General features: G+C 31.0%; 16 protein-coding genes, 4 tRNA genes and 4 pseudogenes. 16 read left to right on the top strand and 8 right to left on the bottom strand.

All coding sequences use genetic code 11. From position 1 onward, the window contains the following. Positions 1-56: 56 nt before the first annotated feature. Together CSUB8523_RS09380 and ccoG are read right to left on the bottom strand one after the other, a co-directional pair. Positions 57-680 (bottom strand): TetR/AcrR family transcriptional regulator, encoded by a 624-nt coding sequence (locus CSUB8523_RS09380; RefSeq protein ID WP_043020310.1) that lies wholly within the window; start codon positions 678-680, stop codon positions 57-59. Beyond that, on the bottom strand, positions 677-2,053 hold the full coding sequence (gene ccoG, locus CSUB8523_RS09375; RefSeq protein ID WP_043020309.1) for a cytochrome c oxidase accessory protein CcoG: 1,377 nt from the start codon (positions 2,051-2,053) through the stop codon (positions 677-679). The genes CSUB8523_RS09380 and ccoG overlap by 4 nt, the downstream gene beginning before the upstream one ends. Positions 2,054-2,237: 184 nt before the next feature. Here ccoG and rpsU point away from each other — a divergent pair, with 184 nt between their 5' ends. The 10 genes from rpsU (at position 2,238) to CSUB8523_RS09325 (ending at position 9,060) form a co-directional block, all read left to right on the top strand. Further along, positions 2,238-2,450 carry a 30S ribosomal protein S21 gene (gene rpsU / locus CSUB8523_RS09370; RefSeq protein WP_002780697.1) on the top strand — a complete coding sequence of 71 codons (213 nt, stop codon included), beginning with the start codon at positions 2,238-2,240 and terminating at the stop codon, positions 2,448-2,450. A 66-nt stretch (positions 2,451-2,516) separates the two neighbouring features. Beyond that, the gene (locus tag CSUB8523_RS10760; RefSeq protein ID WP_082018442.1) at positions 2,517-2,810 is read left to right on the top strand and encodes a LysE family translocator; all 294 of its coding nucleotides are present in this window, start codon (positions 2,517-2,519) and stop codon (positions 2,808-2,810) included. Continuing rightward, entirely contained in the window at positions 2,795-3,094 is a 300-nt protein-coding gene (locus tag CSUB8523_RS10530) for a LysE family transporter (RefSeq protein ID WP_082018441.1), read from the top strand. Before CSUB8523_RS10760 ends, CSUB8523_RS10530 begins: the two co-directional genes overlap by 16 nt. 64 nt (positions 3,095-3,158) lie before the next feature. Next, positions 3,159-3,776, top strand: a complete 618-nt coding sequence (locus CSUB8523_RS09355; protein WP_039664711.1) for a UPF0323 family lipoprotein — start codon at positions 3,159-3,161, stop codon at positions 3,774-3,776. A 14-nt stretch (positions 3,777-3,790) separates the two neighbouring features. Next, positions 3,791-4,963: a glutathionylspermidine synthase family protein gene (locus tag CSUB8523_RS09350; RefSeq protein WP_043020307.1), complete on the top strand. Its 1,173-nt coding sequence runs from the start codon at positions 3,791-3,793 to the stop codon at positions 4,961-4,963. Continuing rightward, the gene (locus tag CSUB8523_RS09345; RefSeq protein WP_043020306.1) at positions 4,963-5,895 is read left to right on the top strand and encodes a D-2-hydroxyacid dehydrogenase; all 933 of its coding nucleotides are present in this window, start codon (positions 4,963-4,965) and stop codon (positions 5,893-5,895) included. The genes CSUB8523_RS09350 and CSUB8523_RS09345 overlap by 1 nt, the downstream gene beginning before the upstream one ends. Then, positions 5,885-6,376 carry a YajQ family cyclic di-GMP-binding protein gene (locus CSUB8523_RS09340; RefSeq protein ID WP_043020305.1) on the top strand — a complete coding sequence of 164 codons (492 nt, stop codon included), beginning with the start codon at positions 5,885-5,887 and terminating at the stop codon, positions 6,374-6,376. Before CSUB8523_RS09345 ends, CSUB8523_RS09340 begins: the two co-directional genes overlap by 11 nt. Then, positions 6,373-6,852, top strand: a complete 480-nt coding sequence (locus CSUB8523_RS09335; RefSeq protein ID WP_043020304.1) for a hypothetical protein — start codon at positions 6,373-6,375, stop codon at positions 6,850-6,852. Before CSUB8523_RS09340 ends, CSUB8523_RS09335 begins: the two co-directional genes overlap by 4 nt. Positions 6,853-6,860: 8 nt before the next feature. Further along, entirely contained in the window at positions 6,861-8,573 is a 1,713-nt protein-coding gene (locus tag CSUB8523_RS09330) for an ATP-binding protein (protein ID WP_043020303.1), read from the top strand. A 67-nt stretch (positions 8,574-8,640) separates the two neighbouring features. Then, positions 8,641-9,060, top strand: a complete 420-nt coding sequence (locus tag CSUB8523_RS09325; RefSeq protein WP_039664705.1) for a PepSY-like domain-containing protein — start codon at positions 8,641-8,643, stop codon at positions 9,058-9,060. A 33-nt stretch (positions 9,061-9,093) separates the two neighbouring features. On the opposite strand, the pseudogene CSUB8523_RS10755 reads toward CSUB8523_RS09325, so the two are convergent. The 4 pseudogenes from CSUB8523_RS10755 to CSUB8523_RS10740 form a co-directional block, all read right to left on the bottom strand. Further along, positions 9,094-9,486: pseudogene (locus tag CSUB8523_RS10755) on the bottom strand (methyl-accepting chemotaxis protein); the annotation flags it as partial. Between the two features lie 903 nt (positions 9,487-10,389). Continuing rightward, positions 10,390-10,926: pseudogene (locus tag CSUB8523_RS10750) on the bottom strand (cache domain-containing protein); the annotation flags it as partial. A gap of 313 nt (positions 10,927-11,239) precedes the next feature. Next, a pseudogene (locus CSUB8523_RS10745) lies at positions 11,240-11,632 on the bottom strand (methyl-accepting chemotaxis protein); the annotation flags it as partial. An 855-nt stretch (positions 11,633-12,487) separates the two neighbouring features. Continuing rightward, positions 12,488-13,075: pseudogene (locus tag CSUB8523_RS10740) on the bottom strand (PDC sensor domain-containing protein); the annotation flags it as partial. 285 nt (positions 13,076-13,360) lie between these two features. Between CSUB8523_RS10740 and CSUB8523_RS09310 the strand changes: the two are divergent. From CSUB8523_RS09310 to CSUB8523_RS09295, 4 genes are all read left to right on the top strand, one after another. Then, positions 13,361-13,435, top strand: a tRNA-Gly gene (locus CSUB8523_RS09310). 10 nt (positions 13,436-13,445) lie between these two features. Continuing rightward, positions 13,446-13,534: transfer RNA gene (locus CSUB8523_RS09305), tRNA-Leu, on the top strand. Between the two features lie 16 nt (positions 13,535-13,550). Next, positions 13,551-13,624, top strand: a tRNA-Cys gene (locus tag CSUB8523_RS09300). A gap of 33 nt (positions 13,625-13,657) precedes the next feature. Then, positions 13,658-13,745 (top strand) — tRNA-Ser (locus CSUB8523_RS09295). Between the two features lie 64 nt (positions 13,746-13,809). Here the strand turns inward: CSUB8523_RS09295 and ilvD are convergent. Beyond that, on the bottom strand, positions 13,810-15,495 hold the full coding sequence (gene ilvD, locus CSUB8523_RS09290; protein WP_043020300.1) for a dihydroxy-acid dehydratase: 1,686 nt from the start codon (positions 15,493-15,495) through the stop codon (positions 13,810-13,812). Positions 15,496-15,630: 135 nt separating this feature from the next. Between ilvD and CSUB8523_RS09285 the strand changes: the two genes are divergently transcribed. Continuing rightward, positions 15,631-16,983, top strand: coding sequence for a Na+/H+ antiporter family protein (locus CSUB8523_RS09285; protein ID WP_043020299.1), 1,353 nt, complete (start codon positions 15,631-15,633; stop codon positions 16,981-16,983). A 16-nt stretch (positions 16,984-16,999) separates the two neighbouring features. On the opposite strand, the gene mobA is transcribed toward CSUB8523_RS09285, so the two are convergent. Further along, the gene (gene mobA, locus CSUB8523_RS09280) at positions 17,000-17,581 is read right to left on the bottom strand and encodes a molybdenum cofactor guanylyltransferase (RefSeq protein ID WP_043020298.1); all 582 of its coding nucleotides are present in this window, start codon (positions 17,579-17,581) and stop codon (positions 17,000-17,002) included. A 42-nt stretch (positions 17,582-17,623) separates the two neighbouring features. Here mobA and CSUB8523_RS09275 point away from each other — a divergent pair, with 42 nt between their 5' ends. Continuing rightward, a complete protein-coding gene (locus CSUB8523_RS09275; protein ID WP_043020297.1) occupies positions 17,624-18,928 on the top strand; it encodes an NFACT RNA binding domain-containing protein in 1,305 nt (434 codons plus the stop codon).

Below are 18,928 nucleotides of genomic sequence, written 5' to 3'. Positions count from 1 at the left end.
CTAAAAAAGTAATTTATATTACAAAATTGTATGATCATTATTCTATCAATATTTAGTTAATTAAAATTAACGATTCCTTGAGTAAAAAGATTAACAACTTTTTTTGCGTGATTTAACTGTTCTTTTTTACTCATTAAAACCTTATTTTCAAAAGTACTTTGCATAAAAAAAGTTCCCCTAAGCATGGCACAAAATGTATAACTTAAAAATTCAGCATTTTTGGCCAAATTTTCATTTTCTTCTTCAAATCTTTTTTGAAGTATATATTCTACTTCTTTTCTATTGCTCCCTTTAAACCATTTTCCAAAATCAAATTTTTCATTGTAAATTTCAGAATATAAAAGTCTTACTATGGCTATGGTTTTAGCGTCATTAAAAATCCCCAAATAAGCTTTAGCAAATTGATATAAAAATTCTTCTAAATTAGCATCGGGTGAAAGTTGCATATTTTTTTTCAAAATAGCCAAGAAGTGATTCTCTGCAAAGTCATTTAAAATTGCTTCAAATAAACCTTCTTTGCTTTTAAAATGCTTATATACACAAGAAAAAGATCCGCCAGCTTGCTTGATAATATCCTTAAGATTAGTTGCTTCGTAGCCATTTTCTAAAAATGACTCCGCAGCAATTTGTTTGATTTTTTCAAGTCTTGCTTGAGATTTTGAAGAAAGTTTTTTTATCATTGATGTTTTTTATGCTTTATCATTGAGTTTTTAGGATACACAAAATTACTTTCTCTTGTGATTATGATATTTTTGTCATCAATTGCATAAGCTTTTATTGCTAAAGGTATTACGGTATCTTTTCTATCATTATCAGCTAGTTTTTTAGTAGCTTTTAATACAACTATTTGTTTATCTTTTTCTCCGGCTTTTAATTTAAAAGATTTTTTAGGTCTAATGATTTCTAAACCATCATCAATGCCTTGTAATTTCACATCAAAATAATATTCATGAGTTTTATTATCAGTGTTTTGGAATAAAAATACATAAGCATTGGTAATGATTAATTCGCTATCATGCGCTTTTCTGATTTGATAAAGCTCGCTAGAGCGATTGATATTTAAAAGCATATTTTCTTTTTTACTTCCCATTAAAACTAAAGCTGCAAAAACACCACATAAAACAACTAAATATCCGATAGTTCTAAATCTAAAATATTTTATCTTCTCTCTTGTTTCAATAGCTTTTGCGCTAGTCCAATTAATTAAACTAGGGCGATCAAATTTAGCTTGAATTTTTGAGCAAGCATCAGCGCATTCAAGACAATTAATACACTCAAGTTGCATTCCAGCTCTTATATCTATATGAGTAGGACAAATTTTTACACAGGCATCACAACCTATGCACTCACCTTGTGGCGGTTTTTGATAAAGTTTAGTATGTCCATCATAAATCATGCCTCCTCTTTTATCATCATATATTACTTGAACGGTATTATTATCAAACATTACAGATTGAATTCTTGCATAAGGACATACATAAACACAAAATTTTTCCCCTAAATACACTATATCAAAGGTAAAAGCCAAAGAAGCACATAATAAAATTCCTAAAAGCAATAAATGCTCACTAGGGTTTTGGATATAAACAAAGAAATCTTCAGGTGGAACAAAATACCACAAAAACGCACTCATCATTAACAAAGAAAAAAGATAAAAAATCACAACACTTAAGGTTTTTTGTATTAAAAACCCATTGGCTTGTTTTTGTTTATTTGCGGTACTTTTGTGAATTTTAAAAATTTTAGTTTGTAACAGCTCCCTATAAATTACTCTGGCTATGGTTTGAGGACAGGTCCAAGCGCACCAAATTCTTCCTGCTAAAGTCGTGACAAAAAGTATAGTCAAAAACATTCCTATAATAACAAAAGGCATTAGGTAAAGTTCTTGGGTATCAAAAGCGATAAAAAATAAATTAAGTTTTTTATGGTCAAAACTTAGCAAGAAAAAATGATTGCCGTTGATTTTGATAAAAGGTAAGGCTATAAAAATAACCATCGATATAATATAAGCAATATATCTTTTTTTGGTATAGTTTGTGATACAAGCACTCATTATATTTCCTTAAAAAATGTTTTTTTAATTGTAGTACTAGAAAAATTAAACCAAACTTTGTTGTTGTTTATAATTTTATATTTAATTTTTATTTATATAATTATTACAAAAATAAACTTTATTTTCAAGTGATTTTATGGTATAATCGCTTCTTTAATTTTATTAAAGAAAGGTGGTGAGGGTCGTGCCAGGAATTAAGGTACATCCTAATGAGTCTTTTGATGAAGCGTATAGAAAATTCAAAAAACAAGTAGATAGAAATCTAGTTGTTACTGAAGTTCGCGCTAGAAGATTTTTTGAGCCTATGACTGAAATTCGCAAAAAACAAAAAATTTCAGCTCGCAAAAAAATGCTTAAAAGACTTTATATGCTTAGACGCTACGAGTCAAGACTCTAATACCAACAAAAGCCGAGTAATCGGCTTTTCTACTTTAACTGATGTTTCTTTGGGCTTTAATTATTCATTTTTTTTGGACTTATTTTACCAGGACCTGATTTTTTCTTAATAAGCTCTTATGCTTTAAGAGAAGGGATAAAAAGTGCTTTAAAAACTAGCTTGGGTGTAAGTTTAGCAATGAGTGTTTGGATCATACTTTCTATACTTGGTCTAAGTGTAATTTTTCATCAATTTCCATTTTTGCAAGTTGTTTTATCTAGTTTTGGGGCGTTTTATCTTTTATATTTATCTTATGTGATTTATAAAAATGCAAAAAATGACAGTATAAAAAACAAAATACAACTATTTCTCCATTTTTAAGCGGAGTTATTACAAACTTATCTAATCCTAAGGTGATTTTTTATTTTGCGAGTGTGTTTGCGAATTTTAATTTTGCACAAATGCAATGGATGGTGCTTGTTTTGGTTTTAGAAACGATTGTTTATTTTTCTTTGGTTGCTTTGTTGTTCTCCAAAGCTTTTATGATGCGTTTATATGAAAAGAATTTAAAGCTAGTTGATTATACTAGTGCTTGTATCTTTTTTGCTTTTGTTGTTTTTATTTTGATTCAAAATTGCTTATTGATGATAAATCAAGGCAATTAATTTTTATTAATACTTTTTTTGTTAAAATCTTATTAAGTTAAACTTATAAATTATAGGAAAGATTATGAAACACATTAAAACTATACTTAAGCTTAGTATGATCAGTGGTATTGCTGCTATAAGTGCAGGTGCTTTAAGTGCGTGTAGTAGTAATACAAATGATTCAAATAATGCTTTAAGCCAAGCAGCTAACACTCAAGGTGCTTTTGTTATCATCGAAGAAACCGCACCAAATCAATACAAAATCAAAGATCAGTTTCCAAGTGATGAAACAAGAGTGGTTTTAAAGCAGCTTGATGGCCAAGAAAGAGTTTTGACTAAAGAAGAAATGGACAAACTAATCCAAGAAGAAGCTGCTAAAATAGACAATGGTACTTCAAATTTAACCAACCCAAACAATGCTCAAATGAGTAGCGGTGGACTTTCTTTGGGTGAAACATTGCTTGCAAGTGCAGCGGGAGCTATTTTGGGAAGTTGGATAGGATCAAAGCTTTTTAACAATCAAAACTTTGCCAACCAACAAAGAGGAGCATTTTCTAATCAAAGTGCTTATCAAAGAAGTGTCAATAGTTTTAACAAAGCAAGTACAAGTGCTACTTCGGGATCTAGCGCTAAAAAATCTGGCTTTTTCGGTGGTGGCTCTAAGGCGACTTCAAGCTCTTCTAACTCATTTGGATCTTAAGGTAAGGTGGAAAAATGAATTTTTTAAAAGTAAATCCTTTAGAAAAATCTTACTTAGATCAAATGGGTTTTTCATGGCATACTGATAAAGATGGGAGTGATTATTTAGACCCTAATTTAGTATGTGTAAAAGAAAGTGAGGCAAATGCTTATTATGATGCGGTAAATGAACTTTATGATATGTTTGTTGCAGCAGCACAAGAAGTGATTGATAATGATCGTTTTGATGAACTTGGAATCCCTTTTAATCTTGTAGAAGCTATTAAAATGAGTTGGGCAAATGATGTGCATTGGCATTTATATGGTAGGTTTGATTTGGCAGGTGGACTAGATGGAAAACCTATAAAGCTTATAGAATTTAATGCTGACACTCCTACTTCATTGTTTGAAAGTGCTATTTTACAATGGGCAATTTTAAAACAAAATAATCTAGATGAAAGTTCTCAGTTTAACAATATATATGAAGCTTTGAGAGATAATTTTAAAAGACTTATTACTTTAGAAGAAGATGTAAGCGAATTTGAAAGATATTATGAAGGCTGGAAGATATTATTCTCATCTATTGCAGGAAGTGATGAGGATATGATCACTACAAAACTTTTAGCACACATTGCTAATGAAGCAGGTTTTGAAAGCGAGTTTTCTTTTATTGATGAGGTGGAATTTTCGCCTGAGGGTGTATTTAAAAATGATGTTAATTATGAATACTTTTTTAAACTTATTCCTTGGGAAAGTATCGCTATAGAAGAGGGAGAGCTTGCTATGCTTTTAACCCAAATCATGCAAAATCAAAAAGTGATCATTTTAAATCCTGCTTACACTTTACTTTTCCAAAGTAAGGGTATTATGAAAATTTTATGGGAGCTTTACCCAAACCACCCTTTATTGTTAGAAACAAGCGATCAACCATTGGTTGGTAAAAAATGTGTTAAAAAGCCTGTTTTTGGTAGAGAAGGGGCAAATGTTTCTATTATAGAAGCTAATGGAGATGTGAGTTTTGAAACAAATGGAGATTATCAAAACAACCGTTTTGTGTATCAAGAATTTGTAGATTTTAACCAGAATGAAAATGATTATTATCAAGCTGGAGTTTTTTTTGCGTATGAAGGATGTGGATTAGGCTTTAGAAAAGGTGGTTTGGTGCTTGATAATTATTCTAAATTTATAGGACATATCATAAAAGATTAATGAAAATAGTATGCTTAGATGCCGCTACATTAGGCGGAGGGGATTTATCGGATTTTAAAAGTGTTGGAGAATTTATAAGCTATGAGCTTACTCCTAAAGATGAGATCATCTCAAGAATAGCTGATGCTGAAGTAGTGATGATCAATAAAGTTATCATTGATAAAGAAGTCATTGATCAAACTAACTTGAAGTTGATTTTACAGCTTGGCACAGGGGTTAATAATATTGATGTAGAGTATGCAAATTCTAAAGGCATAGTGGTAAAAAATGCAGCCGGATACTCTACAAAAAGTGTATTAAGTCATACTTTTGCTTTGCTTTTTGCTTTTTTAAATCAAATTCCATATTATGATCAATGGAGCAAAGATGGACTTTGGACAAAAAGTACGATGTTTACTGATTTTAGCAAGATTTTACATACTTTAACAGGCAAAAGACATGGTATTATCGGACTTGGTGTGATTGGTAAAGAAGTGGCTAAAGTATCGCAAATGTTTGGTTCTAAAATTTGTTACTATTCGACTTCTGGAGCAAATTTTAATAATGAGTATGAAAGAGTAAGTCTTGAAGAGCTTTTGAAAACTTGTGATGTGATTAGCATTCATGCGCCTTTAAACGACAAAACTAAAAATTTATTGACAAAAAAAGAATTGTTGCTTTTAAAAGATGAAGCTATTTTGATTAATGTGGGGCGTGGTGGTATCATAAATGAGGCAGACTTGGCACAAGTTATGAATGAGAAAAATATTAGAGTAGGGCTTGATGTGCTTGAAGTAGAGCCTATGATCAAAGATCATCCATTGATTAGCATAAACAACAAGGAAAATCTAATCATCACTCCACATGTAGCATGGGCAAGTCAAGAATCGATACAAAATTTAATACAAATTGTATTTAATAATCTTAAGGAGTTTATGGAAAATGGCAAGTGAACATAGTTTTGATATTAGCGGTGAAATTGATAAACAAGAGCTAAAAAATGCTTTAGAGCAAGCCAAAAAAGAACTTGATAGCAGATATGATTTAAAAGGTATCAAAAGCGAAATAGAACTAAATGAAAAAGAAAGTGTATTTAAGCTTATTTGCTCTAGTGAAGTAAAGCTTGAAGTGCTTAAGGATATTGTGATTTCAAAGTTAATCAAAAGAGGGATCAATCCTAATGGCATTAAAGAATTAAGTAGAGAAAGTGGAGCTAATTTTAGACTGAATTTAAAAGTTAATGATGCTATTGATACAGATAGTGCCAAAAAAATCAATAAAGCCATTAAAGATAGCAAGCTAAAAGTAACTTCGAGTATTAGAGGTAATGAAATTCGCGTAGTTGGAAAACAAATTGATGATTTGCAAAATGTAATGAAAATAGTAAAAGAACTCAATTTAGAGCTTAATCTTAGTTTTAAAAATCTTAAATGAAAAAAATACACCAACTGATTTTTTTAGGCTTTGTGTGTGTTATTTTGGGTGCATGTGCAATGAAAAACAAAACACATACACAAAGTGCTTATATTGTTTTAAAAACGCCACAAATTAAATTTGCTGATTATGGTTTTTTGTATAAGGGAGGCCATTTTACAAAATTAGAATTTTATAATGCTTCTAAGGCTTTATTTGAATTAAAAATCACGGATCAAATTTGCATTAACAGTGTTTGTTATGCGAAAAAAAAATTCAACCAAAGATTTTTTAACAACGAATACTATGAAGATTTTTTAGAGGATATAATTCATAAAAAACCAATTTTTTATGGAAAAAATAAAAAAAATCATTCTTGTGGTTTTAGCCAAAAAATATCTAACAAAAATTATGATATTTCATACGAAGTTTGTGATGAAAGTATTAATTTTAGTGATATAAAAAATAAAATAAAACTCAGTATAAAACCAATATAAAGGAAAATATGAAAGATTTAAAACTTTTTCTCAATGATACTTTTAAAAGCGCTATTTATAAAAACTTACAATGTAGCGAAGATGAAATTTTAATACTAAAACACTTGTGTAAAAATTATCTACAAGCTAGTGTGAGTATGAATGTTTATAGTCTTCTTAGCGAAGTTTTTAAAAATGATGAATATGAGTATTTAGATCATTTAAAAGATCTTAAAAGTCTTATAGAGAAGGGTTTTATAGTTCAAATTTTTTCTGATTTTAAAGCGAGTAAAAACTCTAGCTTACTTTTAAATTTATTACAGTGTGATGTGAGTTTGAGTGAAGTTTTCTTGCAGGTTTTAGAAAATAAAACCATACAAGATTATATGCAAGATGCAATTTATGAAGATCATATTGCGTATTTAAAAGATGAATTTTTTAAAATCGAACTCTATCAAAGACTGCGTTTTTTTGCAAAAAGCAACCAAAGTACAAGCATAAAAAAAGATATAGCAGTGTTTGAAGCATACATTAAAGAACGGTTGAAAAAAAGTAAAATTCCTAATGTTTTGGCAGAGATTTTTAAAGAGTATACTTTAAATGATAAAGAATGTTTGATATTTATTAGCTTACTAAAAGAAGAATACTTGCTTAATACGGAAAATTCTTATAGCAGAGATTATAATTTTTTATTGCATTTAATTAGTGAAAATGATACGCAAAAAGAAGAAAATAAAGTTTTGTTGGAAGAAAATTCTAAGTTGTTGAGTTCTAATCTCTTAGAATATGATGAGTTTGTGAATTCTTTGGGGGATATAACTAAAATATTTTATTTAAGTGATGATATTTTACAAAGGATTATTAACTTTAAAGAGCCAAAGAAAAATAAAAAAATTAAATTGCAAAATTTAGTAAAAAGCCAGGATATATTTGAGCTGATTGAGCCAAATATTAATATAGATGATGTGATCATGCCACAAAGCACTAAGGATTTGCTAGAAAGTATACTAAAACAACAAGATAAAAAAGTTTTAGAAAGACTAAATAAATGGGGTATTAAGACCAATAAAAACATAGAAGCTAAGATTATCTTTTATGGTCCTGCGGGTACGGGCAAGACCATGAGTGCTTTAAGTATGGCAAAGGCGATGAAAAAATCGATTTTAAGTTTTGACTGTTCTAAAATTTTAAGCAAATATGTAGGCGAGAGTGAACAAAATGTAAGAAAAATTTTTGACACCTATAAAGAGCTTTGCCAAACAAGTAAACAAAGTCCTATTTTGCTTTTAAATGAGGCTGATCAGTTTTTAAGCACAAGGGTGGAAAGTAGTGCTGGTGCAGATAAAATGCACAATCAAATGCAAAATATCTTTTTAGAGCAAATTGAGCGTTTTAGCGGGGTTATAATAGCTACAACCAATTTTTTAGAAAGTTTAGATGTGGCTTTTTCAAGAAGATTTGATTATAAAATAGAATTTAAAAAACCAAACCACGAGCAACGCTTAATGATATGGCAAAAAGCCCTGCCTAAAAATGCTATTTTTGATGATGCGTTTAATCTAGCTAATCTAGCTTCATATGAATTAAGCGGAGCGCAAATTGTAATGGTGGTAAAAAATACAGCGCTAAAAGCAGCTATTTCTAAAGATGGTGTGTTTAAAATGAGTGATTTTTTACAAACTATCGAAAAGGAAATAGAATCATCATTTGATAAAAACAAAGTCGTAGGATTTAAAAATTAAAAAATTCACATAAATTTCACAAGCGTTTAGTATCATTCTTTCAACTTTTTAATTTAAAGGAGAAAAAATGAAAATGAAATTAATGTTAGCTAGTTTAGTTTGTGCAAGTTCTATGTTTGCGGATATGATCGTTAGTCCAAGTGCTTTACCTCAAAAAGCTCAAGAATTTTTAAATACACATTTTAAAGGTGTAAACGTGGGTTATGTAAAGCAAGATGTTGATTCATACGAAGTAAATTTAGTAGATGGAACAGAAATTAATTTCATCATTAATGGTGATTGGAAAGAAGTTGATGGTAAATACAAAGGTATACCAACTGGTTTTATCCCAAAAGAAGTAATGACTAAAGTACAAGCAGCACAACCAAATGCAGCGATCGTAGAAGTAGATAAAAAAATCAACGGTTACAAATTTAGAACCAATAATATGATGGAAATTTATACAGATTTTAAAGGTAACATCTTAGGTCAAAAATTTGACGACTAATCATTAGCAAGCTAAAAGCTTGCTAACAATCAATTAAAATTTTTTCTTCCTAGCATCTTCTAAAATATCATTAGCTATCTTATTAACATTATCAGAAATTACTGCACTATCTTTAGCTATTTTAAGATTTTCTTGAGTTACATGATCAATTTGAGCTACTGCATCATTAATTTGAGTAATACCTGTAGTTTGTTCTTTAATACTTTCACCCATTTCATTGATAGATTGAACTAAGATATTAGTATTAGCTTCAATCTCACCCAAAGACTTTTGAGTTCTTTCAGCTAGATTTCTAACTTCATCTGCAACAACAGCAAATCCTCTACCATGCTCACCAGCTCTTGCAGCTTCAATAGCAGCATTTAATGCAAGTAGGTTAATTTGATCTGCAATATCTCCAATAATAGAAGTAACATTTTTAATCTCTTCACTTTGAGCAATTACTTCACTAGTTTTATGCGAAACATTTTGCATGGAAGAAGTAATCTCTTCTAGCGCTGCTGCTGTTTCTTCTAAAGAAGAAGCTTGAGAGGATGAAGAATCAGTTAAGTCTTTAACTGCACTTTGTAATTTACCACTTTCATCTGCTAATAAAGAAGCAAATTCAGAGGATTGTCTTAACATAGCTACAATTTCTTGACCTAATACATTTGTAGTTACTTCAACCCCGCCTTTAGCATTTTTAACTTCAGTGGTAAAGTCTAATGCTTTATAGCTATCAAACACTCTATTAATTTCATTCATATTAGAACCTACTTTTTGTTCTAATACGCTTAGCATATCATTTAAAACATTTTTTAATTCTATAAGTTGAGGATTAGCAGGATTTGCAGTAATTCTCACCATTAAATTGCCACTTTCTATTTCTTTAGCTGTATCTACTGATTGTTCTACAGCTTTAGCATCTTGTTCTAATGCATTTTTAGTCTTAGTGATGTTTTCATTAATGGCTTTAGCCATAGCACCAAGTTCATCATTACTTTTTACATCAATCATAGCTGAATCTTTGGTTTTATGATTGATAAAATCAAAGAAGGAGTTAAGACCGGTTTGGATTTTTTGGAGTGGAGAGAGATAATAATTAATCATAAATCTTATAGCCGTAAGAGCAATTACTAAGCTTATAATCCCAATAATAATTTGCTGAATTAAGACTTTATTGACCGGATCTTTATAAATTTTTTCATCTGCTATTACACAAACATTGTAACCTGTTGATGATTTTTGACAAATTACTGCTTTACGAGGAGCATTTCCATCATCAATTAACATGGGTTCATTAGAAATTTTTCCTTCTTTTCCTTCAGGAGTTGAAAGATAAGTTTTTGCAATATTCTGACTTAAATCATTTTTTGTTAATAATACTTCAGATGATTCATTAAAGAGTATAGTTCCATCATTGTCTAAAACTACAGTATAACCACTTTGCGATCTACCCATTGATAATACATTTTTAGAGAATGTATTTAAATCATAATTTCCACCAACAGCGCCAATAAATTTACCATTTATAACTATAGGATACGAAAAAGATAATGAAGGTGTTTTTAAACTGGGAGCAATATAAGGTTTTGATATTACTATTTTGTCTTCCCCAGAAGCAACACTTGTATACCAAGCTCTAGTTCTTGGGTCGTATCCACTAGAGGGCATTTGATGATTGCCATTGGATCTTATCATAGTGCCATCATGAGCAAGTCCTACATACAATACATCAAAACGACTTGCCTCTTTTGCAATTTTTACCATGGTGTAAATTTCATCTAAGCTTGCGTTTGGATTTTTTTGTAGCTCAGAAGCAACTGATTTGATAGCATCACTTCTTGAAGTAGCATAGTCATCAAAATTTTTTAGAACATCCTGCATGGTTTTAACTTGTATATCATTGATGAGTTTTTGCACATCATATTTTACTTCAACATAGTTAAAAGCGTTAGCTACAAGCAAAATAGCTATAATTGCTAAAAAACAAAAAAAAGTTAATTTTCCTGTTAATGTTTTTGCTGTTTTTTTCATATTAATTTCTCCTTGTTTTACAGATTGTAAATTAAGGCGGAATTATTACGCACTATTTTCAACAATATTTAAATATAAAAAACTGTTTTTTAATGAATGATTGTAAAAAATAATATTTAAGAGCGACTAATCATTAGCAAGCTAAAAGCTTGCTAACAATCAATTAAAATTTTTTCTTCCTAGCATCTTCTAAAATATCATTAGCTATCTTATTAACATTATCAGAAATTACTGCACTATCTTTAGCTATTTTAAGATTTTCTTGAGTTACATGATCAATTTGAGCTACTGCATCATTAATTTGAGTAATACCTGTAGTTTGTTCTTTAATACTTTCACCCATTTCATTGATAGATTGAACTAAGATATTAGTATTAGCTTCAATCTCACCCAAAGACTTTTGAGTTCTTTCAGCTAGATTTCTAACTTCATCTGCAACAACAGCAAATCCTCTACCATGCTCACCAGCTCTTGCAGCTTCAATAGCAGCATTTAATGCAAGTAGGTTAATTTGATCTGCAATATCTCCAATAATAGAAGTAACATTTTTAATCTCTTCACTTTGAGCAATTACTTCACTAGTTTTATGCGAAACATTTTGCATGGAAGAAGTAATCTCTTCTAGCGCTGCTGCTGTTTCTTCTAAAGAAGAAGCTTGAGAGGATGAAGAATCAGTTAAGTCTTTAACTGCACTTTGTAATTTACCACTTTCATCTGCTAATAAAGAAGCAAATTCAGAGGATTGTCTTAACATAGCTACAATTTCTTGACCTAATACATTTGTAGTTACTTCAACCCCGCCTTTAGCATTTTTAACTTCAGTGGTAAAGTCTAATGCTTTATAGCTATCAAACACTCTATTAATTTCATTCATATTAGAACCTACTTTTTGTTCTAATACGCTTAGCATATCATTTAAAACATTTTTTAATTCTATAAGTTGAGGATTAGCAGGATTTGCAGTAATTCTCACCATTAAATTGCCACTTTCTATTTCTTTAGCTGTATCTACTGATTGTTCTACAGCTTTAGCATCTTGTTCTAATGCATTTTTAGTCTTAGTGATGTTTTCATTAATGGCTTTAGCCATAGCACCAAGTTCATCATTACTTTTTACATCAATCATAGCTGAATCTTTGGTTTTATGATTGATAAAATCAAAGAAGGAGTTAAGACCGGTGGTGATAACTGCGATAGGTTTTAAGTTTTTTATAACAGCAAATCTTATTAAAAGTAAGGCTATAGCTATAGCTATTAATGCGATAATAACTTGTTGGAATAAAACTTTATTAACCGCATTAGTGTACATAGATTCATCTGTAATAGAACAAACTATGTATTTAGGATTTAAACTTTGATTACACGCAATAACTTGTGTTTTACCTACTCCATCTTTAGCATAGAATAAGGTTTCTTCTTTGGTCGGGTTAATTAAATCAGGATTTGCTTTAATAGCATTGGCTATATTTAAACTTAAATCAGTTTTGGTAAGCATTTTTTCTTTATCTTCATGAAAAATAATAGTACCTTCTTTATCATATACTGCTGCATAAGAACTTTGAGAGTGGCCTAGAGCTAAAACATCTTTAGAGAAAGTATGGAGATTATAATCACCACCAACTACCGCTATTAGCTTACCATTCTTGTAAATAGGCACTGAATAAGATATAGTCAATCCATCTTTACTATTTACGCTATTATAAGGATCAGATACTACAAGATTTCCTGTTGATTTTGCATCTTTATACCACGGTCTAGTTCTGGCATCAAAACCTGTAGTCTCTAAGCTTCTAATGATTTTATCAGATTGATACAACCTTCCATCTTTTTCAAAACCAATATAAGTTACATTAAATCCACCTGCTGATCGAACAGTTTCTAAAACATCAAACAATTCTTCTGCTTGTAGATTTGAATTTTCTATATAAGTAACAATTGATGAAATAGCAGATCTTTTACTAATTGAATAAATTTTAAAGGCTTCGTTAACATCAAGCATAGTTTTCTTCTTAATTTCTTCTAAATAATAACTTATGTTTTGCTTAGATTGATAATAATTAATCATGTTAACTATAACTAAAATTATAGCTATTAAAGAACAAGTTATTATAGTTAACTTGCTAGATAAACTGTTAAATTTAAACATTTTTAATCCTTTTTATTTTTTTCTGACTTGTAAGAATATTCCAAAATAGATTAAAAATAAAATTAAATATTTTGAATATCATAGTTTTTGTATTTTATGTATATTTAAGTTTTAATAAGTATAATTTCAGTTTTAAAAGCGGGAATAGCTCAGGGGTAGAGCACAACCTTGCCAAGGTTGGGGTCGCGAGTTCGAATCTCGTTTCCCGCTCCATTTATCACCTGCCCGGGTGGTGGAATTGGTAGACACAAGGGACTTAAAATCCCTCGGAATTTTTCTTCCGTGCCGGTTCAAGTCCGGCCTCGGGCACCACTTTTTGGTAACTCAAGGCGATATAGCCAAGCGGTAAGGCATGGGCCTGCAAAGCCTTGATCTCCGGTTCGAATCCGGATGTCGCCTCCAATGCGATATTGTATTTGGTATTGTTATTTTCTACGGGAGATGGCTGAGTGGTCGAAAGCGGCGGTCTTGAAAACCGTTGAGGGTCACACCTCCAGGGGTTCGAATCCCTTTCTCCCGGCCACTTTAACATGATTTTCGTATTTTATTTTACATTTATAAAATTACTTCTTAATTTCTTTTAGAAATTAAGAAAATTGTTCTACATCCAAAATCCCGCCTTTACTAGCATTGCTCACAAGTTTTTGATACATTTTAAGCCATCTTGAATGGACTTGTTTGTGAGGTATTTTAAAATTTGCTTTGCGTTTTATAAGTTCTTCTTGGGTTAAATTTGCATTGATACTATAAGCATCTACATCAATTTCTATTTCATCGCCATCTTCTAAAAGTGCTATAAGCCCACCTTCTGCAGCTTCTGGAGAGATGTGTCCTATGCTAAGTCCTCTTGTAGCACCACTAAAACGTCCATCGGTGATGAGTGCGACTTTGGCACCAAGCCCCATGCCAGTGAGTAAAGAAGTTGGACTAAGCATTTCTTGCATGCCAGGGCCGCCTTTTGGTCCTTCATAGCGTATCACGCATATATCACCTTCTTTAACTTTGCCTTTTATAATGCCCTTAATTGCTTCTTCTTGAGAGTTAAAACAAACTGCTTTGCCCTTGAATTTACGCTCACCCATAATACCTGCTGTTTTTATCACACAACCTTGCTCGGCTAAATTTCCAAAAAGTATAGCAAGTCCACCTACATTAGAATAAGCATTGTTGATTTTTCTTATAATGGTTTCATCTTTAATGCTAGCATCTTCAATGCGTTCTTTTAATGTTTTTCCGTTGATATCTAATGCATCAAGTTCTAAAATATGTCCAGGTTTTTTAGCTATTTCTGCTATGACAGCGCTTACCCCACCTGCTTTGTGGATATCTTCCATATAAACAGTATTTAGAGATGGAGCAATTTTGGCTATATGGGCTACATTGGCACTAATATGGTTGAGTTCTTTTATGTCTAATTTAACGCCAGCTTCATAAGCAATGGCAAGCATATGTAAGATGGTATTGGAGCTTCCTCCCATTGCCATATCTACGATTAGGGCATTGTTGATAGATTTTTTGGTGATAATATTGCGAATTTTAAAACGCTCATCTAGGGCGATTTCGCAAATTCTACGCGCAGCCTTTCTCAAAAGATCTTCTCTTTCTTTGCTAAGTGCTAAAATCGTTCCATTACCTTCTAGTGCTATACCCATAGCTTCACACAAGGTATTCATGGAATTAGCAGTAAACATACCCGAGCAAGATCCACCACTTGGACAAGCTTTACATTCTATGTCTTTTAGATCATCTTCATCGATTTTGTTTGCCTCATAAGCTCCCACTGCTTCAAAAACCGAGCTAAGGCTGATTTTTTCTCCATGTTTGTTTATGCCCGCTTTCATAGGACCACCACTCACAAAAATGGTTGGTACATTTACCCTTAAAGCTCCCATGAGCATACCTGGAGTAATTTTATCGCAATTTGGGATACAAATTAACGCATCAAGTTGATGAGCATTCATTACCGTTTCAATAGAATTTGCAATGATTTCACGACTTGGTAGAGAATAAAGCATACCATCATGCCCCATAGCTATACCATCATCTACGCCTATGGTGTTAAATTCAAAAGGAATACAACCGCTTTTACGAATTTCATCTTTGATGATCTTTGCGTATTCGTTTAAGAAAAAATGTCCCGGAATGATATCTATATAGCTATTTGCAACACCTATAAAAGGTTTGTCAAAATCCTCATCATTTAAGCCACATGCCCTAAGTAAAGAGCGATTGGGTGCTTTTAGATGTCCTTTTTTGATCGCGTCACTTCTCATTTGTATCCTTTTTTAAAGTAAAAACTATCATTTTATGCTTTTATTTTGCAATTTTTGCTTAAATTTTGTCAACTTAAAAGGTATTTTAAAGAAAATTATTTAAAATGTGCAATTATTTTGATTTCAAGGAATGTAATGCTTTTAACTAATCCGGTTTTTGTAGGCGTTGTATTGATGACGCTTTTGTGTTTTTTTAGATTCAATGTTTTACTTAGTGTTTTACTTTCAGGGCTTTTTGTAGGTGTTTGGTCTAAATTTATGCATATGGGGCATTTGAGTTTAGTGGAATTTTTTACTCAACTTCCGCAAGCGATGATGGATTCTATGAAAGTTTTAATTGATGGTATGCAAGGAAATTTGCAAACAGCGCTAAGTTATATTTTGCTTGGAGCGGTGGCTGCTGCTATATCAAAAACTAATCTAACAGCATATTTGATTAAAATAGTTTCGCATTATATTTCACACAAAAAATACTTACTTATACTTTCTTTGGCATTAATTGCTTGTTTTTCACAAAATTTAATCCCTATTCATGTGGCCTTTGTGCCTTTGTTGATTCCGCCTTTGCTGAAACTTTTTAATAAACTAAAAATAGACCGTAGAGCCATAGCTTGTGCGCTAACCTTTGGTCTTACCACGCCTTATATGGTTATGCCTTTGGGGTTTGGACTTATTTTTCAAACCCTACTTGTAGATAATCTAAACTCCAACGGAGTGCAAATTAGCCTAGGGGAGGTTTCTCAAACAATGGCTTTTGCGGCAATTTGTATGTTAGTTGGTTTGTTTTTGGCTGTATTTGTGTTTTATGCTAAACCAAGAGAATATCAAGAAGAACAAATTGCAAAAATGGATTTTGAAAATTTAAAAATGAGTAAAAAAGAGTGGGGTGTTTTGGCTGGTCTTAGTTTGACTTTGATTTTGCAAATTCTAACTCACAACTTACCTTTATCAGGGCTTTTGGGTTTTGTTTTGATGGTGGTTTTAGGCGGAGTAGAGTATAATAAGGTTAATCTAGTCTTTGATGATGGGCTTAAGATTATGGGTTATATCGCTTTTGTGATGCTTGTTGCTTCAGGGTATGGAGAGGTTTTAAAACAAAGTGGGGGTATAGCTGAGCTTGTAAAAACAAGTGTGCCTTTTATGGAGCAAAGCCACTTTTTAGCTATTTTTATCATGTTGGCAATTGGACTTTTGATCACCATAGGTATAGGAAGTTCGTTTGGGACCATTCCTATCATTGCTGCTTTATTTTGTCCTATATGTATAGAGCTTGGTTTTTCACCTGCTGCAATTATTTTTATCATCGGTGTTGCTGGAGCTTTGGGCGATGCAGGATCGCCTGCTAGTGAAACGACTTTGGGGGTGAGTGTAGGGCTTAATGCAGATAGGCAAGGTGATCATATCAAAGATACTTGTATACCAACCTTTTTATGTTTTAACGGCTCTTTGCTTATTTTGGGTAGCATTATAGCCTTTTGCTTGCTTTAATCAACTAAAAGCCTTTTTAGGTTTTTAGTTTTAAGTGTCTCCATTTTTCATACTCACTAAAATAATTCAAGTTGATAAATTCTTCTTCGTTTTCAAAGTTAATAAATTCTGTCTTCATCTGCGAGCAAAAAAGAGCTAATTTATGATTGTTTTTTTGTATAAATTGCAAACTTTGCTTGAGTACTTTAGTGTGGTAAAATCCACATAAATAGTGTTTGTGTTCTTTTGTACTTGCAAGAAGTATGTTTTGTGATTTTAGTTGATGAAAAAGCATATAGATACTTTTTTTGCTTATATTGGGAGTATCTACACTTAGGATAAACACATAGGTATTTTGAAAATGCTTCAATATAGAATTTAAAGCCACAAGCGGAGAATAAATATCAGGATTATCATCTAAAATGAGTGCGAGGTTTTGCTGGTGAAATTTATTTTCTTTTGTACTGATAAAAACATGAGTAAAAATTTCTAGCATTTTTTCATACTGATAAAGAGTTAGATTGCGATCATCTACTTGTAGTAAGCTTTTGTCTTCTCCCATGCGTGAAGATTTTCCACCACACAAGATCACACAAGGATAGGAAATTTTTTCACTCATAAAAACCTCTATAAATTCATCAAAATATTTTATAATACATTTATGAAATATACAGATTTAATACAAATAAAAGATTATTTTCAGCAATTCCAAAGGGTAAATTACCTTAAACGCCTTGATGATAACATCTTAGAGCTTAGCTTAGATCATCGTATTTTTATTGTTGATTTAAGTCGTGGCAAAAGTGGAATTTATCAAGACAAAATTCAAGCAAAAACCTACAATGCTCCTTTTGACTTTATGTTAAAAAAATACTTTTCTAATGCAAAGATTTTAAATTTAGAAGTGCTAGAAAATAATAGAATTTTATCTTTTGAAGTTTTATCGGAAAAATCTTACAAAGCTTATGGAGCTAAGATTTATTTTGAATTTACAGGAAAAAATACTAATGCTATTATCACAGATACTGATGATATCATCATAGAAGCTTTACGCCACATAGACAAAAGCTACCGCATTGTGAAGATCGGTGAAAAACTCCAAGCTTTAAAAGCTTATGAAATTAAAGAAGAATTTGTAAAAATTAATGATTTTAATGTGTATTTTAAAGAAAGTGCTAAAAAGTTACAGCAAGATCGCTTAAAAGATATTAAAGAAAATAAACTTTTAAATATAGATAAAAAATTTCTAAGTCTTAAAAAAAGCATAGAAAATTTAGAACAAGAAAGTAATTTATTAAAAAAGGCTCAAGAATTAAGCCAAAAAGCAGATGTTTTATTTGCTAATTTAAATTCTTTAAAAGATTATCAAAGAGAATTTATTTTGCAAGATTTTAATGCAAATGAACTTGCTTTTAAACTCGAAGATACTCCTAAAAATAGTGCGAATGAATTTTATAAAATGACGAAAAAGTTAAAACAAAAAGCCAAAAATATCAATATAGAAAGAGAAATTTTAAATGAAAAACTTGATTTTTTAATCAATTTAAAAGATTTGATTGCTAAAAGCACTTCTTTGCGAGAATTAGAAGTTTTAATGCCTAAAAAAACTAAAAAAACTAAAAAAGAAGAGTTAAATGCAGGAGTTGGTAGTTTTTATTTTGATGAGTTTAAAATCAGCGTAGGACGCAATGAAAAAGCTAATGAGTATTTATTAAAAATGGCAAAAAAAGATGATGTTTGGCTGCATGTGAAAGATTATCCTAGTGCACATGTGATCATCACTTCAAATAAATTAAAAATAAGTCAATTAGTGCTAGAATTTGCCGCAAAGCTTTGTGTGGAATTTTCCAAGTTAAGCTCTGGAACTTATTTGGTCGATTATACGAGTAAGAATTTTGTTAAGGTGAGAGAGAAGGCTTTTGTAAATTATACAAATTATAAGACTATAAGCATTTTAAAGGAGTGA

It is taken from the genome of Campylobacter subantarcticus LMG 24377 (genome assembly GCF_000816305.1).
Lineage (GTDB): Bacteria > Campylobacterota > Campylobacteria > Campylobacterales > Campylobacteraceae > Campylobacter_D > Campylobacter_D subantarcticus.
This window is presented reverse-complemented; position numbering and strand designations above follow the sequence as displayed.

Bases quoted from the DNA above. Each gene is read 5' to 3' on its own strand.
- CSUB8523_RS09285 (WP_043020299.1), top strand. From the start codon at position 15,631: ATGCTTTTAACTAATCCGGTTTTTGTAGGCGTTGTATTGATGACGCTT.
- ccoG (WP_043020309.1), bottom strand. From the start codon at position 2,053: ATGAGTGCTTGTATCACAAACTATACCAAAAAAAGATATATTGCTTAT.
- CSUB8523_RS09350 (WP_043020307.1), top strand. From the start codon at position 3,791: ATGAATTTTTTAAAAGTAAATCCTTTAGAAAAATCTTACTTAGATCAA.
- ilvD (WP_043020300.1), bottom strand. From the start codon at position 15,495: ATGAGAAGTGACGCGATCAAAAAAGGACATCTAAAAGCACCCAATCGC.
- CSUB8523_RS09355 (WP_039664711.1), top strand. From the start codon at position 3,159: ATGAAACACATTAAAACTATACTTAAGCTTAGTATGATCAGTGGTATT.
- CSUB8523_RS09275 (WP_043020297.1), top strand. From the start codon at position 17,624: ATGAAATATACAGATTTAATACAAATAAAAGATTATTTTCAGCAATTC.
- CSUB8523_RS09380 (WP_043020310.1), bottom strand. From the start codon at position 680: ATGATAAAAAAACTTTCTTCAAAATCTCAAGCAAGACTTGAAAAAATC.
- CSUB8523_RS09330 (WP_043020303.1), top strand. From the start codon at position 6,861: ATGAAAGATTTAAAACTTTTTCTCAATGATACTTTTAAAAGCGCTATT.
- CSUB8523_RS09345 (WP_043020306.1), top strand. From the start codon at position 4,963: ATGAAAATAGTATGCTTAGATGCCGCTACATTAGGCGGAGGGGATTTA.
- CSUB8523_RS09325 (WP_039664705.1), top strand. From the start codon at position 8,641: ATGAAAATGAAATTAATGTTAGCTAGTTTAGTTTGTGCAAGTTCTATG.
- CSUB8523_RS09340 (WP_043020305.1), top strand. From the start codon at position 5,885: ATGGCAAGTGAACATAGTTTTGATATTAGCGGTGAAATTGATAAACAA.
- mobA (WP_043020298.1), bottom strand. From the start codon at position 17,581: ATGAGTGAAAAAATTTCCTATCCTTGTGTGATCTTGTGTGGTGGAAAA.
- CSUB8523_RS09335 (WP_043020304.1), top strand. From the start codon at position 6,373: ATGAAAAAAATACACCAACTGATTTTTTTAGGCTTTGTGTGTGTTATT.